At 54.2% G+C, this 22,210-nt stretch carries 18 protein-coding genes and 1 tRNA gene; 11 read left to right on the top strand and 8 right to left on the bottom strand.

Annotated features, from left to right (window positions below; translation table 11 throughout):
- Window positions 1-86 precede the first annotated feature (86 nt).
- Entirely contained in the window at window positions 87-1,694 is a 1,608-nt protein-coding gene (locus tag ACR0K4_RS04900; protein WP_480853073.1) for a tetratricopeptide repeat protein, read from the bottom strand.
- Window positions 1,695-1,872: 178 nt separating this feature from the next.
- On the opposite strand from ACR0K4_RS04900, the gene ACR0K4_RS04895 reads away from it, so the two are divergent.
- The 5 genes from ACR0K4_RS04895 to ACR0K4_RS04875 all read left to right on the top strand — a co-directional run bounded on the left by ACR0K4_RS04895 (window position 1,873) and on the right by ACR0K4_RS04875 (window position 9,733).
- Window positions 1,873-3,096, top strand: a complete 1,224-nt coding sequence (locus ACR0K4_RS04895; RefSeq protein WP_480853072.1) for a phosphatase PAP2 family protein — start codon at window positions 1,873-1,875, stop codon at window positions 3,094-3,096.
- A complete protein-coding gene (locus ACR0K4_RS04890) occupies window positions 3,089-5,404 on the top strand; it encodes a hypothetical protein (protein WP_480853071.1) in 2,316 nt (771 codons plus the stop codon). Before ACR0K4_RS04895 ends, ACR0K4_RS04890 begins: the two co-directional genes overlap by 8 nt.
- Before the next feature lie 871 nt (window positions 5,405-6,275).
- Window positions 6,276-7,223 (top strand): DUF2726 domain-containing protein, encoded by a 948-nt coding sequence (locus ACR0K4_RS04885; protein WP_480853070.1) that lies wholly within the window; start codon window positions 6,276-6,278, stop codon window positions 7,221-7,223.
- A gap of 278 nt (window positions 7,224-7,501) precedes the next feature.
- Complete coding sequence (locus tag ACR0K4_RS04880) at window positions 7,502-8,494, top strand: hypothetical protein (RefSeq protein WP_480853069.1); 993 nt, start codon at window positions 7,502-7,504, stop codon at window positions 8,492-8,494.
- A gap of 45 nt (window positions 8,495-8,539) precedes the next feature.
- Entirely contained in the window at window positions 8,540-9,733 is a 1,194-nt protein-coding gene (locus ACR0K4_RS04875) for a hypothetical protein (RefSeq protein WP_480853068.1), read from the top strand.
- 93 nt (window positions 9,734-9,826) lie between these two features.
- On the opposite strand, the gene ACR0K4_RS04870 is transcribed toward ACR0K4_RS04875, so the two are convergent.
- The 6 genes from ACR0K4_RS04870 to ACR0K4_RS04845 all read right to left on the bottom strand — a co-directional run bounded on the left by ACR0K4_RS04870 (window position 9,827) and on the right by ACR0K4_RS04845 (window position 15,675).
- Window positions 9,827-11,755, bottom strand: a complete 1,929-nt coding sequence (locus ACR0K4_RS04870; protein ID WP_480853067.1) for a UvrD-helicase domain-containing protein — start codon at window positions 11,753-11,755, stop codon at window positions 9,827-9,829.
- A 226-nt stretch (window positions 11,756-11,981) separates the two neighbouring features.
- Window positions 11,982-12,200: a hypothetical protein gene (locus ACR0K4_RS04865; RefSeq protein WP_480853066.1), complete on the bottom strand. Its 219-nt coding sequence runs from the start codon at window positions 12,198-12,200 to the stop codon at window positions 11,982-11,984.
- Between the two features lie 119 nt (window positions 12,201-12,319).
- Window positions 12,320-13,798 carry a phage terminase large subunit gene (gene terL, locus ACR0K4_RS04860; protein WP_480853065.1) on the bottom strand — a complete coding sequence of 493 codons (1,479 nt, stop codon included), beginning with the start codon at window positions 13,796-13,798 and terminating at the stop codon, window positions 12,320-12,322.
- Complete coding sequence (locus ACR0K4_RS04855; RefSeq protein WP_480853064.1) at window positions 13,785-14,216, bottom strand: DUF5681 domain-containing protein; 432 nt, start codon at window positions 14,214-14,216, stop codon at window positions 13,785-13,787. The genes terL and ACR0K4_RS04855 overlap by 14 nt, the downstream gene beginning before the upstream one ends.
- Entirely contained in the window at window positions 14,209-14,808 is a 600-nt protein-coding gene (locus tag ACR0K4_RS04850; protein ID WP_480853063.1) for a DNA-methyltransferase, read from the bottom strand. The genes ACR0K4_RS04855 and ACR0K4_RS04850 overlap by 8 nt, the downstream gene beginning before the upstream one ends.
- Before the next feature lie 12 nt (window positions 14,809-14,820).
- The gene (locus tag ACR0K4_RS04845) at window positions 14,821-15,675 is read right to left on the bottom strand and encodes a ParB/Srx family N-terminal domain-containing protein (protein ID WP_480853062.1); all 855 of its coding nucleotides are present in this window, start codon (window positions 15,673-15,675) and stop codon (window positions 14,821-14,823) included.
- 390 nt (window positions 15,676-16,065) lie between these two features.
- Here ACR0K4_RS04845 and ACR0K4_RS04840 point away from each other — a divergent pair, with 390 nt between their 5' ends.
- The 3 genes from ACR0K4_RS04840 to ACR0K4_RS04830 are packed head-to-tail and all read left to right on the top strand — an operon-like array spanning window position 16,066 to window position 18,385.
- Entirely contained in the window at window positions 16,066-16,296 is a 231-nt protein-coding gene (locus tag ACR0K4_RS04840; RefSeq protein ID WP_480853061.1) for a DUF3489 domain-containing protein, read from the top strand.
- Complete coding sequence (locus tag ACR0K4_RS04835) at window positions 16,293-16,709, top strand: DUF2924 domain-containing protein (protein ID WP_480853060.1); 417 nt, start codon at window positions 16,293-16,295, stop codon at window positions 16,707-16,709. The genes ACR0K4_RS04840 and ACR0K4_RS04835 overlap by 4 nt, the downstream gene beginning before the upstream one ends.
- Entirely contained in the window at window positions 16,706-18,385 is a 1,680-nt protein-coding gene (locus ACR0K4_RS04830) for a recombinase family protein (RefSeq protein WP_480853059.1), read from the top strand. The genes ACR0K4_RS04835 and ACR0K4_RS04830 overlap by 4 nt, the downstream gene beginning before the upstream one ends.
- Window positions 18,386-18,760: 375 nt before the next feature.
- Here ACR0K4_RS04830 and ACR0K4_RS04825 read toward each other — a convergent pair.
- A tRNA-Ser gene (locus tag ACR0K4_RS04825) sits at window positions 18,761-18,850 on the bottom strand.
- A gap of 204 nt (window positions 18,851-19,054) precedes the next feature.
- Here ACR0K4_RS04825 and ACR0K4_RS04820 point away from each other — a divergent pair.
- From ACR0K4_RS04820 to tmk, 3 genes are read left to right on the top strand one after another with little or no spacing between them, the layout of a single operon-like run.
- Entirely contained in the window at window positions 19,055-20,407 is a 1,353-nt protein-coding gene (locus ACR0K4_RS04820) for an SPOR domain-containing protein (protein ID WP_480853058.1), read from the top strand.
- A 16-nt stretch (window positions 20,408-20,423) separates the two neighbouring features.
- A complete protein-coding gene (locus ACR0K4_RS04815; RefSeq protein ID WP_480853057.1) occupies window positions 20,424-21,590 on the top strand; it encodes a D-alanyl-D-alanine carboxypeptidase family protein in 1,167 nt (388 codons plus the stop codon).
- On the top strand, window positions 21,587-22,210 hold the full coding sequence (tmk, locus tag ACR0K4_RS04810; protein ID WP_480516853.1) for a dTMP kinase: 624 nt from the start codon (window positions 21,587-21,589) through the stop codon (window positions 22,208-22,210). The genes ACR0K4_RS04815 and tmk overlap by 4 nt, the downstream gene beginning before the upstream one ends.

Below are 22,210 nucleotides of genomic sequence, written 5' to 3'. Positions count from 1 at the left end.
AAAATTCTCAGGTAAAACACACATCCGAGCTCGTGAAAGATGCAGGGTAGGACATCAAACTGCTGGTATCCAGTCAAACCTATCGATCAAGCAAGAGCGCCGATCTTATTAAGATCAAAGAGGTTGTTTTGATGAAGTAAGGCTGCCGGATATTCGCGATCCTTTACAAGGCTTTCAATTGAGAAATCTGATTCAATGGCCTTCAGATGCTCAACCATCCTAATGGCGTCCGCTTCGCGACCGGCCTGCGAATGCAGGGCAATAAGGTACCGAAGAGGAGGGCGAAAGTCAGGATTCTGAACACGACAGGACTCTGCAAAGTACTCAGCCTCGGTAAATTTGCCAGCAGTCAATGCCGCCGCAAATACCTGACTGTCCCACCAAAAACGATGGGGTGAAGTCGATGCAAGTTGATTGGCTTTAAGTGTGAATTGTAGAGATTCCTTGCTGTTTCCTGCATGCATATTGGCTGAACTAAGCGCAAACCAAGCCATTGGATTTTGTGGATTTAATTGAGTACTTCGCTTGGCCAAGAACATACTACGTTCATAGGAACGCAAAGTAAGGCAATATGTATTTGCGACTGTCGCAAGTACCATCGAATTGTTTGGTTCTATTTCAAGCGCATTTGCACAAAGTGCTTTGGCTTCTTCCCTGAGTTCTTTTTCGTCGAAACCGTGGCGCTCGATTTTCATGATCGTTTTGGTTTGTGCGCGCCATGCAAGGTAAAGTCCGCGCCTCTTTAACTGGAATGCCCGTTCGAACATCTCATCGGCTGATTTAACCGAGTCTGCCTTAATTGCAAACATACTGCGAATGGCACGCCTACATATAGCGTCCGGGCAGTCCCTCTCAGTGTCTTCCCCCAAAAACAGTTCGTCGGCCATTGCCTCAACCAGCCGATTGGAGAGCAGAGCAATATCCGGATGATCTGCCGGCGGTGCGCCTTGCATCTCTACGGTCGTGCTGCCCGCCCAGAGGTGGAGCCCTCGCGCAGGACGCGACAGAGCCATCCGAACTCCAGTCGTTGAGGATGAAAACTGGCATGTCTCGATAACGACTTGCCACAAATTCTCATGAACGACGGGCTCTTTATCCGTAATAACTTCGACCGAGAAAGCTTCACGTAAATGGCGCGCAACGTTGTCCGTCATCAAACTACTTAGCCATTCGAGTCGATCAAAACCACTTTCGCCAGAAACCTTGTGCGTTATAGCCACTGCTTTTGCTACCGACATCGGATTAGAAGTTGGCGCTTCGGTGCGAGCAGTGGCAGGAATCAGGCCATTTCGGCTATTTCGTGACACACGAAGCCATTCTTCGAAGCCTTTGTCGCGAACAGTTATCCCCTCAAGAAACTCGTCTTGGTCGTTTGAAACGATTTCAAACAAACTAAGATTCAATACGATGTTTTTTCGATACGTTTCAAATAGTTCAGGAATCTCGGAAAACGATTGACGAACCTGAACCAAACATTGACGCAGACTCCCCGAAGCTTGCTCAGGGGCACGATCGCTCCAAAGGCGTGCTTGAAGCCAACCTCTGCTACGCGATCCGTTCGGGGAAGTTGCAAGCAAAGCAAGCAAGGCCTGCGCCTTGGAAGAATTAGGCGTTACATCCTTGCCGCATTCAAGCTCCACTCGAAATGTCCCGGTCAAAAATATCCGGGCACTGTATTCTCCTTCACCAATCATCACTCAAATCCCAAACGAGCAACTATAGGATAAGCTATAGTATTTTGCGTTTTTGGACAACTTATCGAATGGGAACGTCAAAGAAGCGTCAAAACCGAGTTGTGGTGGGCTCTTATAGTTGAGCGAACTCGGCTTTTGAGAATACTGACTACGGGAATTAATCGAATGGAGAATGGGCATGCCTAGGTATGGAAGTGTTGGAGGCTCGGTCGGCGGTAGTGTTGGCGGTTCAGTTGGTGGGAGCGTTGGTGGCTCGGTCGGCGGGTCTGTCGGCGGTTCGGTAGGCGGTGCCTTTGCGGTCGGCCATCCGGATAGCGCAGCATCGCCTTTGGTCAGTTCGGCGCTGCTCACTGCGCGTGACGGTGTGACCGGCTACTGGAACGGAACAGTTACAGCACCTGGAGTCAAAGACGACCTAGACAATGTAAAGCTGCCTGGTGATGAACTCTATCTTGATGATCTTCGGCCTTCGTACGGCGCATTTGTCGTGGAAACACTGATCGCATCGTTGTTTGGCTTTGAAAATCTCGACGACGAAAAAGGTATGAGCCTTGGCGTAAGGATGACCTTTAATGGCAAGCATTTGACTGAACTCGTGCGACCGACGCAAGCTCATTTTGATAAGCAAATGACATGGCTTCGCGCCTATGCCGATCTGCGCGATGACCGCCTTGCTGAAATTCATGTGCAGCTCAAAGACATGATGTCTTTTTTCGGGGCTCAGGCCTATCTCGATGACGGCCGCCGTAAGAATACACTAATGCTTATGAACATCGTTCGCAATTTATCCATTCGTCTTGAAACACCATTTAAGTACTATTGCCGCGCAGCAAGGCCCATTGATTATGCCGCGCAGGTGCAACCAACAATCCAGACCCCGAACCATTCCAGCTATCCGTCAGGTCATTCATTGGAGACATTTGCGGTGGCGGCGATCTTGTATCGGTTGCAAACGGGTAAAGGCCCCGAGTTTGGCATATCGGGTTCGCATGCATCTGCTGGAATTGAACAAGGTGTATCCGATCTTCCGTTCCGTTTGGCGCATCGTATTGCGACCAACCGCACTGTTGCTGGCGTACACTTCCCGGTGGATTCGTTGGCCGGTGCATATGTCGGTTGCGTCATTGCAGATGCAGTCTGGGCGTTGGCTTCGGGAGAGATATTGCGACCGCGCAACATGAATCTCGCAAACGACGAAGGCAGTATGGCTGCAGATTTCCTTTTGAAGGATTTCGATGTGCTGGATGGAGTTTTGGAAGAAAAGCACCACATCTTGGACACGCCAATCCTAGCTGAACTGGCGTTGATCTGGAATCGGGCCGCCGAAGAGTGGCCCGGATGCCCAAGCGTTACTGGCGCGAATGACAACCGGGCGGACGACACTGGAGAAGGCAATGAGTGACGAATGGCATTGGGCCGGCAGTATTGGGGGCAAAAACATTGGTCCTTATGCCCATTGGTGGAAACACAAGGAAAAGGAGCATCTGCCTCCAGAGTTAAGAAAGAGCCTGAAGGACCTTTTTCTAACATTCAGAGGTATCGACCCGGATTCTGTTGAAGGAACAAAGGTCAGCGACTCATTGTATCAGGCCGGAGAAGCAGTCCCGCTACCTTCGCTTGCGGCCAATCCTAACGAAGCGCATGTTGAGTGGAAGACGAGCGACATCGAGGACCGCTTGCCCGGGGGTATCCCTCCAGGCACAGTAATCACCGGAATTCTGGATACCGGTATCGCCCTGAGTCACATGAGCACCAACATCGAGGCCCGTGAAACGCGTATCGTATCGTCCTGGCAACAGGGAGCAGTCATGGAATTTCAGCGTTCGAAGCTGCTGGAAGATGGCGCGCTGGAGCCGACAGATCCCTGGTTGCCCTGCGGGCGAGAGGTTTTCTCGAGCGACATCAACGCAGCACTCACCAAGTTCGGTGATGAAAACGGCGTTGTTGATGAAGAGGCATTTAACCGTGATCTGAAGATCAGCTCGCCCGACCTCCTTATGGGAAACCACGACCTAGAAATGGCGGCTGCACATGGGACTCATACACTAAGTCTTGCTGCAGGTCTGGATCCCATGGATTCGACCAAGGAGGAACGCAAACGGCAGCGCATCATCGCGGTGAATCTGCCCGCGCAGTATTCGCACGGTACCGGCGGAAACTTTTTGCCTTACTTTGCCATTTATGGCGTGGACCGTATTCTGCACGTTGCTGACGCACTTTGGCTCAAAAACACGCCAAATCCCGACGGGCAAAAAGTGCGTGGTTACCCAATTGTTATTAATTTTTCCTACGGCATGATGGCGGGCCCAAAAGACGGGTATCACATTATCGAGATTGCTCTGAATAACCTCTTTCGCGAGCGAAAGGAAAAAGCCGAAGCCGATGGCCAAGTCGCGTCGCCTGTACGGATTGCAATGCCCGTCGGAAACGACAATCTTCACAGAGGTGCGGCTTCGATTGTTCTTGGTGCCAAAGGCGTAACTTTCGGAAAAGACAACAAACTGAAGGCACGCCAGGGCATCAGTCTTCCCTGGCGTATTCAGCCTGCGGACTCGACGGCAAATTTCATTGAGATTTGGAGCGAAGCCAAGCCAAGAGATGTTTTTGAGAACATGCTGAAAAAATCGCGTATTTTTGTTTCGCCACCGGGCAGCAAAAGACGTCTGCAAGTGAAAGACCTGACGAATAACAGTTTCTCGGATTTGAAGGATTTTGCTCGCGTGTATGTGCAGCACGTTGCCATTAATCCGGCCAGCGGTGCGACAACGCACGCAACCGAAGGCCGAATGGAAAACTCGAATGTCAGACATCGATTGGCACTGCTGGTCTGCACAGCTCCGACAACGCTAGATCTGCCCGATGCGCCTTTGGCACCCGCGGGGGAGTGGACGATTGAAGTTGAATACGAAGAAAGCGAACCGGTGGATTTCACATTCTTTCTTCAATCGGATCAGTCGGCCGTTGTCACAAGCAAAACCGGTCGCCGTTCATACTTCGACCACAAGTACTACCGTACCCATTTGACGGAACACCCGAACGGCCACAACGATGAATCCGGTGCCGTAGCGGATACGTATTCGTTCGATGAAACCGATTCTCCCACCGATAACGACAACTGGTACAAGTATGGGCCCGTTCAAAGGCGTGGAACGCACAATGCCATTTCGTCGCTTTCTGAACCTGAGATGATCGCGGTCGGAAGCTTTGATGACGCGAATGGCTATCCCACCGCATATTCGGCCACCACTGACGGAAATCCGCAACTTGACTATGACCAAGTAAACTCACGTGAGAAGAATGTTGGTCAGTACCCGGAGAATAATGGTCGAAAGATTTTGACTGTCTGTTACCCCGGCGAAAACGCCCCATCTTTGTTCGGCCTGCTAGGATCTGGTTCACGCGATGGCTCCGTTGTTGGATCACGCGGTACAAGTATGTCAACGGCCCTTGCAACTCGTGAAGCCGTGAAAGCGTTCCTTGAAAGCGACCCAGCAGATTGGCACGTCTTAGGTTCGCAGGACTGGTTTCGGGACCTGTCCCGAGAGAGCGAAGCCGAACAACATCTTGATAGCTGGGGACATGAGTTTACATGGCCCATTCCCGGTGAGGAGGGCGTCCTCAAAATGGGCTCGGGTCGCGTGTCTGATCCTCGTAAGAGAACGGTCCATCGACTGGGTGGTGATGCAGTTATCAAGGAAGAAGAAACGTGAACTTTTCCTGAAAAAAGAAACGTTGTTTTGCTATCTTCTTGATTGCGCCGAAACCGTATGGCTCCTTCGCGGAGACTGAGTCAGAGACAATATTAAAGACTTAGCATAGGACAAAGCAGTTTTTCGGTACCTGAACGAGGACGGAAGCGAAATCCCGCGACCCGAAGGTTGCCGTCTGGAACTTCGCCGTGCCGTGAACCAATGACCGGTTTTTCTGCCGCTGTGCCGCGTCATGAACCAAGCAGATGCGGCAAATTTCGTGCTGCGAGCGCGCGCAGCACGAAGATCAAATTCACCGATTGGGCTCACAACAGACGCCGGTGCCGTTGCAGAAGGGCTCCCTGCCCCGCCATTAACTGATCACACGGATCCGGCCCGTTGCGGACGTTGGCCGACGTGTGATCATGCTGCAATGCGACCCGTCAAAGCGGACCTCCGAAGTCTGCTTGAGGGTGTCAAAACAAGTTGCGAGCGGCCATTCTGAGAGCATGCTGCTAAATTCATCAAATCAACTTGAAGCTCTGCCCAACGAACCCCGGTCATTGGCTTTGCTCAGGCTGCTGTTACGCGCCCCAACCTATAGGTCAAACGAGTTCCTCCTGTCTGACTGGTTACACGCGACTGGACTGGCTTGTAGCTCGTCGCAATTGAAGCGCCAGCTTCGCGAACTTGAGGAGGCCGGGCTTCTCGAAACCAGTGATATGGAGGGTAACCTACAGGAACTGAACCACTGATCTACTGATTAAAAATGCCTAGGGCTAGACGTTAACCGCTTGTTGGCAAAGCGTTAGTCGCGGTGTGCGTTCGGCGTTACAAGGATGTTACGAGGTATCTAAGTGGCTCGACCTGCCTTCTAATGTTAGATGATGTCATGCTTCGAAAATTCCGCAATCACAGTGAAGACCGCATCCAACAACAAATCAGGGCTGTAATCGACCGCCATGAAGCTGAATTGCACGAAAAGGTTCGCATCGCTGATGTTTTGGACATATCCAAGCTTGATCAACGCGCCCTTGGCACATACGCGTTGCAGGCGCATTTCGATTTTGTCCTGATCGACAAAGACCTAGAACCTGTCTTCGTTATCGAGTTTGACGGGCCGGGGCACAACTCGACGAACGACAAGAACAAGGACTCGATTTGCCAGCAGGCGAACTTGTCTCTGTTCCGCATCTACGGCTTTCAAGAGGTTCGTGAGATCAACGCTATGACGCTGACACGGTACCTCGTTGAACTCGTATTTCATGCCCGCTTTTTTCAACAAATGAAAGAAGATGGCCAACTTGATCCGACCGAACCTTTCATGCTGAGCGGATTCCTCAAGGCGGATGCAAAACACATATTTGACAGTGAGTTTGATTTCGTTGGGAACACGAACGGCAAACTCACTAGGGCCCTTCAGCAGCACGGCATAGCGAAAGACGAACTTCCGCATCTGAGCATTTGTCGGCTGATCGTAAAGTCGCCCGACGATGATCTCCGGGCGTTCATTTCAATCAACTCGTCGAAGGGTCCAATTACAGGAGCGGCGAGCGTCCGCATCAGTTTACCTTCGCCTGGGTTTCTTGCTGATGTCGGCTCGATCCCGATGGAAATTGCGCAGTTCGCAGATGGGATGGCGAGCGATGATCTCCATGAGAACATTCGTCTGATCGGCACGGATGCGGGACACGCGGTCACGAGCACAGATGAACGGCTTGCTGAGATAACCGGTCTCGCGAGTCAGGGTTATTCGTTCACCTTTGGCTGTGGCGGGAGTCGTTCGGATGCAGATCTTCTCGACGCGTTTGCGAAAGGTCAGGATGGTAAGTTGTTCTGATAGTATCGCATGGCTAAAACTGTTTATTACCTCACACTCGATGCTCAAAATTGATTTGCTGAAATTTTTGCAGGTTGCGAATGCTACGAAATAACTTTGCTCTCTTTGTCCTCCGTCACCGGTTCAACATAAGAGACATATTTTCGTCTGTATCGGGAGGCGCAACACGCCAAGAGTTTGACCTCGTTCGTTGTTTTAGTTCGCGCCAAGTTATGGGTTGGCATTTTGGGGATGGGAAGCTCGCGGAACTTAATCGAGCGTTCGCCGTAGCCGAGTACATGGCGGAAAACGGTACCGATCAACCGGAAGGGTTGTCGATGTATACCTCCAGACTGAGCGATGAAGCTTGGGCATTTGCGTTGCGATACTCTCCGTACCACAAGGTTCACACAACCTTAGAGAATTTGGAACGAGTGCACTCGGCCATGCTTGAAGCTTGCCTCAGCCTGAATACGGCCATGGCTGGCATGGAGTCTGCTTATGAATTGCATGGCGCCGATAGAGTTACCTACGAAAGAGAGCGTTCCAAGGCAACATCGAGCTTACTTACTTTCTCGGCTCTATACGCTTCTTACGTCGATGTATGTTATCGAATTAGAGACTATGCGGGCCTAAAGAAGAGCAAAGCCTATACACGTGCCGTCAAACGTATAATCGGTAAGAATGCTGGGGAACATAGCTTTGCAAAGGGCTTACGAAATTTCATACTCCACTACCACCTAGTTGAGCCTGAAATCTCCATCTCTTGGAGTTCCGAACGCTCGGTTAAGTTGCTCTTGGAATCAAATTACCTTCTTTTCTCCGGGTTTACATGGAACGCCGACGCACAAAACTACATTCAATCCAGCGAGAAACTTGACGTAATAAAGGCTACCAACAGTGTCATCAGAGATGTTCGGCGATTGGTCAAATTTCACCGTAAATTGGCTGAAAATCGGCTTGGTGAATCTAAGTTTGCCTATGACACATATGTTCATGAACGCAACAGATTCCATCACCTCCAACAATCCGTGGTTGATATTGGTGCTGCATTCAAGCGCCCCACCACGGTCCTTTCTCGAATTCTGAGTGATTCCATAGTGCACCAGACGCTTGATAGCACCATGGCGGAGGACAGTGTTCGACACATCCTATCTGCAATGGCAAATAGGCACCAAAACCTCTCCGAGGATACAATGAAAAAAGTATCTCAGGAGATTGATGAGCTATTAAGAACGAGACCCAAGTTTCCAAATACCGGCGCATTCTTAGACGGTAGAAAAAAGACGTAGCTGAAAAGTCGAGAAACTTCAGAACGGTAGTGAAAGCAAAGGTTCATGATATTCGATCCAAAGGAATGGGAGAAACCGACGAATAAGGAAATGTTCGCATTCCTGGAGCCAAAGACACCGAAAAACGATAGACCGACTGGTAGCATACTGGTTTTTCGGAAGCATCTGTCACCGCTGGACGTATACAAATACTTGCATGCTCGATTTGGCCAGCCATATGGCTTCCAGACCTTTGCAAAAAAACCGGGTGACAACGACAACCTAATCCACTGGGACTACATCATCAAAGCTGGATCTCACATGATCCACATCCAAGGCGGAAATCGCGATGTCCACATAGGCATCACTGGAAAAGTTATGTCTTCAAAGGATTGGGTTAGATTCGTCAGACACCTAAAGAACGACTTTGGGCGCGTTGGCTCTGAGATGGCCAATGTAGGCGCCCGGTTTGAAAAGTGGGATATTGTGTCAAACCGCTTTGCGATGATCGCAGACGCCTGTGCCGGTTTCCACGATGTGTTGACAGATGAAGAAGACACGCCAGGTTTTACGCCTCACAGACGTTCGTCCAAAACCGGTATCGAGAGGTATCTTCGGCAAGTAAAAAAGATTGGGCAGCGAGCAGACCGAGTTTTTAGTGCGTCTCTATCGCTTGACCTTATGACACCGGTGTTAGCCGAGGCTTTTATAAACCTTTTGATTTTTGTGATGCGGAAAGACGAACTAAAGCAAAATCCGCGTCAGTATGACCATTATGTCAGACAACCAATCGATATCCGTGTCTTCGACCTCCATCTAAAGTGCAACTATTTCACCGCAGGTGTTGATTCAGAGAATAGTTTTTACAAAAATTTCAAGCGTGTAATGGACCGTAGGAACTATAACTTGCACGGAAACATCGATCCAAAAAAAGACGCTATTGAAGAAGTATATTTTGACAATTTTACGCCCCTTTATCGAAGTGGCGCAGACCCTATCCTCGAACTCTTCAAAAAAAAGGAACGCGTATTTGACATAGCTGGCGTGCTAGCACGCTATCAAGATGTGCACCTTTTCTTCCAGTATGTATTAGAGTTAATCGAAGAGAAGCCTCGTGCCGAATTGGAGCGGATAATGGACGGTTCAGAGTTCGGTTACGACTTGTCCCGCAATCGACCAGGACGGTTGTTCCCATCTTACGAAGCAATGATGGTTATGCCACTCAAGTACGACGACGAACTAAGAGTCGATTGGCACTAATTTGCAGAGCAGACCAATGACAGCAAGAACACTCGAGTGTGGCTGGCAAGGAGAAAGCAATTTGCTTTCTCCCTGTTATCTCAATTTTTCATCCTAACCAACGATTGGATTCGGCGCCGAAGGCCCAAGTTCATTGATAAACCGACTGGCGATTAGAATACCGTCTCCGTAGTCTTGGTCCGCAGGCTGAATACCCGCTCTAAGGGCGTCGCCATAAGGCATCCTTTGGGCATAAGTTAAAACAAGCGTGCCGGGCTTGCCATCCGCAGGTGATGCCTTCACTCGTGTGATGCCAACATAGAACAGGCGTCGTTGTTCTTCTATATAGTCGGACGTTTGCTGAGCGGTCATTCCCTCTTCCGGTCGCCGGGGCAAAAGGCCCTCAACGCAGCCGGATACAATAGTAACCGGAGCACTTAGCCCTTTGCTCTTGTGTAAGCTCATGATGCGAACGTACTCGACGTTGGTTGGAGTCTCGGGTTGCGTAACGGCAGTCAGCAATTCAGCGACAAGATCGGTTCTATTGATATCGGGGTTATCTTCGAGAACCATAAGCGACAGCGCCCGGATTTCCCGTGTTCCTAAATGACCATCGGGGAACAGGCGTTCGATCAGCGCATTGAGATCAGGAAGGGCATCTAGCGCGTCGAGCTCGGCGCAAAGGTCTCGAAATGCCCGAACGACGTTTTGGGTGTATGGCAATGCTAGGGTGCCATCGCGCAACTGCTCCATAACCGCCCAAGGAGCGTCACCTGTAGCCTCACAATGCTCTCGGATACGGCGATAACCAGCCGCGTTCCAAGTATTGCTATCGACACCTACCAGCCATCTCAACGCCACCCGATCATCGCGGTTTTCCAGAAGTTTCAGTAATGCAAATGCCCTTTGGGCATCCATACTATTCAATTCAGATTCCGTGTATTCAGATCGGACCGCAACACCAGTTTCGGCAATCGCTTCAAAAATTGGCGTGCCCACCGCTTTACTCTGGGCAAGTACCAAAATGTCGCCCGGTGGAACTCCGTCGGCGACGAATTGAGACACAAGTTGTGCTACGCCAGCAACTTCGGCATTCAAAGTTCCAAACTGAATGATTCTGACCTCGCCCGCACCGTTTTCTGCCATTGCATTTAGTGGACGTGGAACTGGGCGGTTTATGTTGCTTGAAATCAACGAACTTGCCATTGCCACAACCTGCGTCGGGCAACGACGGCAATCATCCAGACCAATGTCAACGGCGCCAGCGTTGTTGGCCATCCAATCGCGAATTCCATCCGGATGAGCATGCTTAAAACTGTAGATCGACTGGTCATCATCACCGACTACGCAGACGTCAGCAGCATCCGACATGAGGCGGACAACGCCTTGTTCGGCTTTGTTTAGGTCTTGGAATTCGTCAACGAGGATGTGGGAGTATTCGGCCCGTTCTGCTGCCGCAGGATTGGCAGAAAGAAAATTGTAGAACAGTGGAACAACCTCACCGATCAGCATTGACTGATGGAAGCGGAGCCAAGCAAGCAATTCGGCCTGAAACTCTGCGTCTTCTTCACCGACGGCATGCCCGGGTTCCTCGTGTTGAAGCCGCGCCCACGCTGCTTCATACGCGGCTTGGAGCTTTCGAACAGCACGTTTGCCACGCCCAGTCCGCATAAGGTCTGCAACCATTGGCTCCAATTCGAACTGATTCAGTGGACGCGCGTGCCGCCCAGTCGCCTCTAGGACAGAGTTACGTGAAAGACGGCGCAAACAAAGCCGGTGAAGTGTGGTTCCTTCCAACTCGTCGCAACCGGGAACTGCCATGCCCACCAATTCGCGGTGGAGGTCCTCGGCGGCTACTCGCGTGAAAGTAACCGGCAGGATCTGAGTCGGATCGACTCCCTCCTCAAGCAACCGACCCACACGTCGCTTCATGGCAAAGGACTTACCCGTGCCTGGACCAGCCACCACACGTACGCGATTGCTGGTTTCTGACGCTATTTGGTATGCAGGGGTGCCCGGGACAAGGCCATCATTCCATGCCATTACGAATCCTCAATAAATCTCAATTTGGCACAAATTGAATTACGGGCTTGTCGGTTGCAACCTTCAACCTTCGGCTGAGCGATCAAACGTCGCGGTGTGCAGTCGCAAAAACCCAATCGCTTAAGTTCTCTCAAACACTCATCAGTGCCAGGGTAGGTTACCGTCTCTCGTCGAACTCAAGGCACATCGACCCGGGCGATGGCAGCGAGCTCGACGAGAACACGGTTTAGAACGGTATATCTGGTTCGTCGAGCACTGGAATACGTGGATTGTCTTCGGGCGTGAGACCAACCTCTTCCAGCAGTTCACGCGGTACCAGACGCTCCTCATCCACGTGAAAAGCCATCGCTACAAGCACAACCTTGCGCTTCTTTTCTCGGACTTTCTCGGGATTGGTTGAAACGAAGGTATTGCCATAAAGCGACTCGTGTCCGCTTTCACTCATTTGTGTTATTTATTGTCGCGGTTGCAGCTAATGACCGGTTTCCGCCCTTCGTGCCCACTGACCAAGGTTCGCCGGGGCGGTTCAAGGCCGACTACCGGCCTCGAACTTTGGTTTATGTTCTACCGCCGTCTGATCCGCTCGTGACGGCGCTCGCGACGTTCGATGTTTATCTGATGATCATGGCCTAGCGCCCGATAGAACCCCAATCCCTTGGACCAGTTCAGAAAGTGGGCAAAGCTGTCGACCTGATCGTCATTGCGACCGCGTGGAAAGGGCTGCAATTCGCGTTTGAACGTCGCCAGCCAGGGCGCGTTTGCAGGCAGATACACCTTGCCCTCTTCGACCGGACCGCACGCGGACTGGAACCGGGTTTCCTTGTCCTTGTCAGGTCTGATGCGTTCATAGCGCCGACGGTCATCACGAAATAACTCGTCCAGAAGCGGTTTGCCAGAAGCGGCATCTTCGATCAGAACACGATCCGGATCCCAGCGACCGACAAGCTGCAGTGCTTTGGCTTTCAGGTCTGGGTAGTCCACCTGCCCACGCCAGACGTCGAGAAGGCACCACGCATTTTCTCGGAAGCCCCAGGTCGTACAGACCGAGAAGTCGGACCGGGGATCCGCAGACATCCCCGTATCCCAGCTTTGAACGACAAGCTGATACCAGCGGCGATCTTCGATAGTCTTGTAGGTACCAAACCTCTCCCAACGCGGGGGTGACCCGTCGGGAGCAATGGGGTTCTGCTGATACTGGCAATTGAACACAGCTGCGCCCATTTCACAACGCTTGGTATCAAGCATGTCCTGATCCAAACGGGACGGGCACAGGAGATCACCCGGTTTGCGGCGCATGACCCTTCCACGCCCAAGTGAAACCACCTCACGTTCTTCGGCGATGGCAGGCAGGTTTAGGTGCCGATAGGCACCGCGTTCGAGCAGATACCCCGGAGGATCCATCTCGTGCAGCCATTGTGCAACCATAACCACGCGCCCCTCGGCCGGGTTGTCAAAGCGCGACAGCAAGGTCCCCTCAATGAACTCCTGTGCTTTGACCAGCTCGGCTTCGGAGCCGGCATCACTCGCTTTCAGCAGATCGTCGATGATGATGTAATCAGCACCATGACCAGTCACAGAACTGCCGATGGAGACAGCCTTACGGCTGCCTCCCTTTGTGTTGCGGATTTCTTCTGAGGTGTTGCCCTTTTTAGCCAAGACCGTTTCAGGGAACATTTCCCGGTACCAGCGTGCAGACATGATCCGACGACAATCTTCGGAATGCTTGCGCGCCAGATTCAGCCCGTAGCTGGCAACAATGATCTTGGCGCTGGGGTTATGCCCGAGAAGATAAGCGACATAGGCAACGGCCACGGTGACCGACTTCAGGCACCGGGGCGGAATGTTGATGATCAATCGCTTGTTCTCGCCGACGCGAACGTTGTCCAACTCATGGCACATGGCCCGCACATGCCAGGCCGGATCAAAGCTGCGGTCAGTTCCCTGGTGCAGCGTGTCAAACACGCGCCACACGAAGGGAAAGAAATTATCCCGGCAAACCTCGCGAGCGACCTGCCGGACCATTTTGGGATCAGGAGCTGACATCATCCACCTCCCCATCTCCAGGACCGCCGTCACCATCCGGGTGACTGGAAAAGAAATCCCGGAGGATGTCGTAGTCGACAGCGTCCGGCTCAACCGCACGGGCGCTTTCTTGCGCGTCCAATTCACTTGTGTTGAATAGATTTGTGTCCAGCTTCAGCAGCGCCATCAACAGTTTCGTGTCGCCCTTCAACGCGCCAGCCGTGAGCCGCTTAGCAATTGCCTCCGCCTTGGAAATCCGGATTTTGTGGTTGCCTTCGCGAACCGTAATCTTGGTTTCCAATTCCCGTTTCAGGCTGGCATTCACCCCTTTGGCACCTTTCGGCCGCCCTTTCGGATTGCCAGAGCGGCCTTTCTTGAATTGGGTCGCTTTGGGCGGCTTGCCGTAGCCCACCTCATACTCTTTCGTGTCGTCAGACATGAGGCGCCTCCCGCTCTGAAGTCGTATGATTGGCTGTAGAATGCGCGTCGAACGTCTGGCCTGTGACCGAATGCACGGCGCTATTACCGCTCATCTCCTGCCAACGGCGGATGGCGACATCCACATAAGCCGGATCGAGTTCAATCAAGCGCGCCCGGCGTCCGGTTTTCTCTGCCGCCAGCAGGGTCGCGCCGGACCCGCCAAAGGCGTCCAGCACGACGTCGCTGCGATGGCTCACATCCATGATGGCGTCTACCACCAGACCCGTCGGCTTTACCGTCGGGTGATCTGAAAGATCGGCCTCGGGCCCTGCCCCAAAGCTGTTCACGCCCGCATAATCCCAGACATTGGTCCGGTTGCGCCCGTGTTTGCCCAGTTCGACATTGTTGATATGCCCAGCACCGGGTTTCTTGAAGATGCAGACCAGTTCATGTTTGGAGCGATAGAGGCTGCCCATCCCGCCATTGGTCTTGTTCCAGACACACAGATTGATGAGATCGAAACAGCCCGCCTTTCCTGCGGCGATCAGCTCTTCAATGTGACGCCAATCCATACAGATCATCGCGATGCCTTCGCCCGGGGAGACAGTCAAACAACCGTTTGATCACATTTGAGAGAAAGCCACGGAATTCGCCGTCCGACATTTCTCCGGATGCCATGGCAAACTCGCGATGATCGCCACTGGCACCACAGCGCACATGCCCATCGACCGGAACATTATAAGGAGGGTCGTGAAGACCAACCGCGGAAGCTCGCCTTCCAGCAACGTCTCGTAGCTCTGGGTTTGCAAAGCATCCCCGCAGAAGATGCGGTGATCTCCAAGAATCCAGAGTTCGCCTGGCTGCGTGATGACAGGTGCAGCAGGGTCCGGAGTCTCAACAGTTTCCGCTTCCGTCTCCGTGGCCTCATCCTCGCCGTCGATGATGATGTCAATCTCCGGTGTCTCAAAACCGGTGATGTCCAGATCAAAGTCCAGCTCGCCATCAAGGCTGAGATCCATCAGCTCGGCGAACTCAATTTGGGGCGCCGCCTCATTCCAGTCCGACAATTCAGCCAGCTTTTTATCCGCAATGCGCAGAGCGCGCACTTCCGCGTCTGATAAGTGATCCGCGACAACAGTCGGCACGGACATCAACCCCAGGGCCTTGGCGGCTTCATAGCGGCCATGACCCGCAATGATCGTGCCCGAACCATCCAACAGGATCGGGGTGACAAAGCCAAACTTGGCCACCGACGCTTTGAGCTTGTCTATATTCTTGGCCGCGTGCACGCGGTTGTTGTTGGCGTAGGGCTTGATCTGGCTGATCTGAGATTGGACGACTTTTTCCGCCAACCAGATCGGCGTGTTGGACGCCTTGGCGTCGCTGTGTGTTTTTTTGGCAGACATAGCCGCCTCCTTTCGTTTGACGCTCTTTAGCGTCGACAAGAAAGGATCGTGTTGGGAATTCGGAGAGAGCATGACTAGCAACTCTCCGGACCAATCGATCCGGTTCGTTGCCCCTTCGAATGCTCTCGGTCTTATCCGCTTCAAAAAATGCGGCGCCGAATGCTGCCTGGGAGATGTATTCACCTCCCCGTGGGACCTTGTCCCTTGCAGGGCTGGCTCGAATCTATGCACGGGCTTTTGCAATTGCAACCCCCAAAGAAAAGTAACCGATTAAGATTGTTGACGAATAATCGGGGGTACGGCAGCAACGCCCTGCAATACACACTCCTCTTGGGATTGCTCCAGAAAGAGCTGGACTGTTGCTGTGAACCACGCATCACTGATCCCACGCCCGAGCCATTCGGGCGCTCCTCGGTACCGGGGTTCGGCATCTCGCTGACCCAAGATCAGAGGAGACAGTTCATGTCCAAGCCAAAGCAAACCAAAATTGACAAGGTGCAAGCCTTGTTGCGTCGCCCGAGTGGCGCCAGCATTGAGGCGCTCTGCAAAGCAACGGGGTGGCAACCTCATTCGGTCCGAGCAGCTATCAGCGGTCTGCGGAAAAAAGGCGTCACAATCGAACGGAGCGAATCCGACAAGCCACATGGATCTTCCACGTATCACCTCACAGCAAATAAGGACGGCGAGTCATGACGAAGACAAGCGACGTCGCCGATCTTGCCGCCATTGGTCGATCAGATCTGGTCACGCTTTGGCAGCAACTGTTTGATCAACCCGCACCCGCCATGCTCAGCCAACCCTTCCTGCGCCGTTTCATTGCCTTTGAGATGCAGTCCCGCCGTCATGGCGGGCTGCCCCGGCAGGTCAAAGCCACACTGGGAAAGGGCTCAGAGACTAAGCCGCGGCCTTCCTGCCCTGTCCTTAAACCCGGCGGGCGCCTTTTGCGCGAGTGGAATGGCGTGACCCATGTTGTCGACGTTACAGAGGACGGCTTTGTCTGGGACCAGCGATCCTATCGCTCGCTCTCGGCCATCGCCCGAGAGATTACCGGCGCGCATTGGTCAGGGCCGCGTTTCTTTGGGCTCACCGGCAAGGCGGCCAAATGAGCCCGCGCCGTAAAATCCGATGCGCCATCTACACGCGCAAGTCCTCAGAAGATGGGTTGGATCAGGACTTCAACTCTCTGGATGCGCAATATGAGGCCTGCGCGGCCTATGTCGCGAGCCAGCGACACGAAGGCTGGACTCTACTGCCCGGGCGATACGATGATGGCGGCCTGTCTGGTGGAACGCTGGAACGCCCCGCCCTGCAGCGCCTTCTTGAAGAGATCGATGCCGGGCGCATCGACATGGTTGTGGTCTACAAGATCGACCGGCTGACCCGATCGCTTGCCGACTTCTCGAAGCTGGTCGAACGGTTGGAAGAGGCGAACTGTTCCTTTGTCTCGGTTACACAGGCCTTCAATACCTCCTCCTCCATGGGCCGATTGACCCTGAACGTGTTGTTGTCCTTTGCCCAGTTCGAACGGGAAGTCACGGCGGAACGTATTCGCGACAAGATTGCTGCGTCGAATAAAAAGGGCCTCTGGATGGGTGGCAATCTGCCTCTGGGTTATGATCGACACCCTGATCCAAAGGCAAGAACTCTGGTGGTGAATGAGGAGGAGGCCAGAACGGTCCGGCATCTCTTTGATCTCTATGACGAGCTGGGTTGTCTGCGCAAAGTAGAAGAACGGGCAACGGCAGAAGGGCTGCGGTCAAAACGGGTTGTTCGGGCGGATGGCAGTATGAAGGGGGATTGTCCGCTGTTACGCGGCCAGATCTATTACCTGCTGCGTAACCCGGCTTATCTCGGAAAAATTCGCCACAAGGATAAGGTCTGGGACGGACAACATCCGGCGATCATCGACCAGGGTATCTGGGCTCGGGTGCAGGAAAAAATGCACCAAGCGTCGCAGCGATCTCGTGCAGACGCTTCACCTGATGCGCGCCAACATACCAATGACCCCGGCGCCTGGCTCACCGGTCTGCTGCAGGACGAAACCGGGGATCGGTTGACGCCAACCCACACCACCCGCAAAGGCCGACGGTTGCGCTATTACGTCTCCAATCGACTGATCTCGGGTGGCACGGATATCTCCGGCTGGCGACTGCCCGGCCCTGCGCTGGAAAACGCGGTCATTGATGTCATCGTCAAACATCTGCAAGACGCCGCAATCACGCATCGAGTTCTGGCGCAGCCGGAGGCCGGGTCAGCGGAGGCAATTCAGGCTTCAGTTGCGGATTTAGTAATCCGGCTTCAACGCCAAGGCGGGCAAGTCAGCGCTGATATTCTGGCCAGCGGCAGAATTGCACGAGGACAGATCGACCTCGAATTGAACCCCAAAACCCTGGCAAGCGCACTTGTCGTCGCGGCCGATCATCTGCATCCGGATCTCACGCACATCACGGCATCCTTCGATCTGCGCCGCCGCGGCGTCGAGGCCAAGGTCATCGCCGGAGAAATGGCACCCCAACCCGACCCCCATCTCCGGTCCATGTTGATCCGCGCCCATGGCTGGGCGCGCGATCTAAGAGCCGGAGTTCAACTGATGGAGATTGCACGCCGCGAAAGCGCCCCCGGCGCCTTCATCCGTACCCGCGCCCAGCTCGCCTTTCTCTCCCCGAAGATTCAGGCTGCGATTCTCGACGGCACACAGCCGCCCGAACTCACACTCAAGCGTCTGGTCAGCGTGACCCACCCACTAGACTGGTCCGAACAGGAGCGCCTGTTCGGCTTCTGACATCTCCAAGTCCTGCGTCCCTGATACAAGGCTCGCCCTCCCTGATCCGTCGGCACAATTCCCTGTTTCTGCGAGAAAATTCCCTGCTCCACTTTTTAGGGAATTTGCAACATAAGCCATTGAAAAAAATAGAGTTGTGACATCTGAAAAGTCGAGTTCCAGACCTGTTTCGCGAAAATTCCCTGTAAATTGCCGGGTATCAGGGAAATCCAGCCCAAAGCGACCCCGCCAAAATGCGGCACTGAGACTGCGGCCGAAATTGCGCTCTGAGTGTACGATCTGCTCCGTCTCTGATTGAATGCGCACGCGCCAACGCGCGGGAATTGCGGCACAATTCCGGGCCAGAAAACATATCTGAAGTGAGACAGGTATGAGTGGCGGGGAGACAGGGATTCGAACCCTGGGGACGCTCTCACGCCCAACGGTTTTCAAGACCGCCGCATTCGACCACTCTGCCACCTCCCCGCGTATCGCCTCGTCTAAGGCGAGTTGGAACCAGAGGCAAGCCACAATGTCGGGAAAACTTGCCGAAGCCCATGCAGCGGCCTTTCCATGACACCACTGGCGCGTTATGATCTGCGCAGAGGATCGCGTTAGACTGGCACAAGAACCAGCAATAGCGGTTGAGGCGTGGCCACATAATGGCCCTGTCAGGCAAGGGATAAAACGATGAAACGAGCGACTGGCAAACGCCCCGGGCCCCAGAGGCTGGCGTTTTTAGCCGTAAGTTTGGCAGCTTTGGCAGGCTGTGAAGAAGGGTTCGACCTTAAGGGACCCGAGGAAAGAGACGCAGCCGCGGAAAAGGCGGAAAACAGTCAGAGTCAGACGATCGAGCTGTTCCCCGAAACGGCGACAGGCCAACAGCGCGATGTCGAGGCCCCCGAACTGTTTCAAGTGACCGAAGCGGGTCTCTGGGATGGACGGCCCTCATTGGGGGGCACATGGGTGGCTCATCCGGACGTTCAGCAACCACAGCGTGTGCTGATCAAGAATACTGCCAACGACAAATCCATAACGGGTGCATTGTTCCGGCGGGACCGAAATCTGCCTGGACCGGCACTTCAGGTTTCATCGTCGGCGGCAGCAGAATTGGGAATGCTGGCTGGCGCGCCGACCCGTATCGAAGTAGTCGCGCTGAAACGCGAAACAGTCGTGCCGGACCCTGCGCCCGCAGAACCTGAGGGTGAGGTGGAAACCGCATCGGCGGAAACCCCGGATACGAATTCGCCCGAAGCCCCTGCCAAACGCAAATGGTGGCAGAAAAAACCTGCAGCGGACACTGGGGCTGACGTCGCCGCAGCGGCTGTGGCCACCGGTGCAGCTGTGGGCGTGGCCGCCGCATCGTCGGCAGACGACCCAGCCGAGGTCGCGACGCCCGTCGCCGACCAACCGGATGTTGCGGCAGCGGATACGGCAGATGCAGTCGAGGAACCGCCAAAACGCAAATGGTGGCAGCGAAAACCCGCTGAAGAAACCAGCACAGCGGCTGTTGACGCTGCGGTCGCCGGTACGGCAGCAGGCGCAGTCGCCGCTACGGTCACGACCGAGGACCCCTCGGTCCCAGAGCCCCAGACAACGGGTTTGACCGACCCTGTCGTAACGGCTCCGACTGACGAACCGAAAAAGCGCAAATGGTGGCAAAGCAAGAAAACCGATGAGATCACCACGACGACGCTTGACCCCATAGCCGGCGCAGCGGCAGCAATCGACGCGGCCGAGCCAACTCCGGCCGCGCCTTTAACGGCAACGACGGTCGCGGCGACCGCCTCGACTGCGCCGCAATCCGCCCTGTCCAAACCTTATGTGCAGATCGGCACGTTTGGCGTTGAAGAAAACGCCAACAGCGCAGCCCAGAAAGTGCGCAGAAATGGGATGTCCGCCGAGGTGAGCGAGCTGAAGACAGAAGACAAAACCGTCTGGCGTGTTCTGGTAGGCCCGGTTGCCACCCGTTCGGATCGACGCGCCTTGTTGTCTGATGTAAAAGACCTTGGGTTCACCGACGCCTTTATCGCCAGGAATTAAAGACAGGAGGTCCATGATGCTGTCCGCACTGCGATCAACCACTTTCGCCCTTGGCATGGCCCTTATGGCCGTCCCTGCCCACGCATTTGATACGCAGGCCAGGGCTGCTTATGTCATAGACCAGAAAACCGGCACCGTTCTGCTGTCGAAAGACGCCGATCAACCCCTTCCGCCAGCATCGATGTCCAAGCTGATGACATTGTATGTGGCGTTTGAGGCGCTGCGCGAAGGTCGCCTGACCCTGAACGAAACCCTGCCGGTGTCGGAACATGCCATGAGCTATGGCGGCTCGACCATGTTCCTGAACACTCAGGACCGGGTTACTGTCGAGGATCTTTTGCGCGGCATCATTGTGCTTTCGGGCAATGACGCCTGCGTGGTCATTGCCGAAGCGCTCAGCCCGGATGGAACTGAAGCCGGGTTCGCCCGGTTCATGACGCAGCGGGCGCAACAGCTGGGGATGAACGCCTCGAATTTCGCCAATTCCAACGGATGGCCAGCCGCCGGGCACATGATGTCCGTGCACGATCTGGCAATTCTGGCCGACAGGTTGATCACCGACTTTCCTGAATATTACCCTCTGTTCGCAGAAGAAGAATTCGAGTTTGACGGGCGCGCTCCCTCAAATTCCCGCAACCGTAACCCGCTACTGCGATTGGGCATCGGTGCGGACGGACTGAAAACAGGCCACACACAAGAGGCCGGGTACGGCCTTGTCGGGTCCGCGAAACAAAGCGACCGCCGTGTGATCTTTGTCCTTTCAGGGCTCGACAGTACGTCCCGCCGGGCAGAGGAGGCTGAGGCCGTCGTTAACTGGTCGTTTCGAAATTTTGTCGAGAGGACAGTTGCCAAAGCGGAAACGCCAATAGCCGAAGCCAAGGTCTGGATGGGGGCACAAAAAACCGTCGGTCTGGTGCCCGAAGATGACCTGACCCTTTTGTTCCCGGTGTTGGGAGACAAGGATATCAAAGCCGAGGTTGTCTATGACGGGCCCATCAATGCGCCCATAACCAAGGGCCAGCAATTGGCCGAGCTGGTGATCAAACCCGAAGGCCTGCCGGAAATCCGTCGCCCTCTGGTGGCGTCGCAGGACGTTGCTGCGGGCGGCTTCGTGGTGCGTATGCTGACCGTTGGCGGCATTGTCCTGACCGACGTGATCGGAAACCCTCTGGACGCATTGTGACGGGCGACGGGTTGTTTCTGACTTTTGAAGGTATCGACGGATCGGGAAAGTCTTCCCAAGCGCGTCTGCTGGCTGAGCATCTGCGCGGATTGGGGCGAGACGTCGTTCTGACGCGCGAACCCGGCGGCTCGGCGGGGGCCGAGGAAATCCGCAGTCTGGTGCTTGAAGGCGATCCTGACCGCTGGTCCGCCGAGACCGAGATACTTCTGTTCACCGCCGCGCGGCGCGATCATCTGGAACGCACGATCGAGCCTGCTCTGGCTGCGGGCAAGATTGTGATCTGCGACCGGTTTGCAGACAGCACCCGCATGTATCAAGGTCTGTCACGCGGCGATCTGCGCGGGATCGTGGACCAGTTGCACGCCCTCATGATCGGGCGGGAACCCGATCTGACCGTACTGATCGACATGGATCCGGCGCTTGGCCTGTCCCGCGCCAAGGGGCGGCAGGGAACTGAAGAGCGGTTCGAAGACTTCGGCCTCGACCTGCAACAAAAGATGCGATCCGGATTTCTGGCGTTGGCGGATGAATTTCCGGACCGGTTTCGTGTCATCAATGGCAATCGTGACATGGACAGCGTTGCCCGCGATGTGACAGATATCGTCCTGCAATCCTTGTAA

The organism is Ruegeria sp. K11, assembly GCF_056531905.1.
Note: the sequence above shows the minus strand (reverse complement) of the source record. Positions and strands in the feature narration are given on the sequence as shown.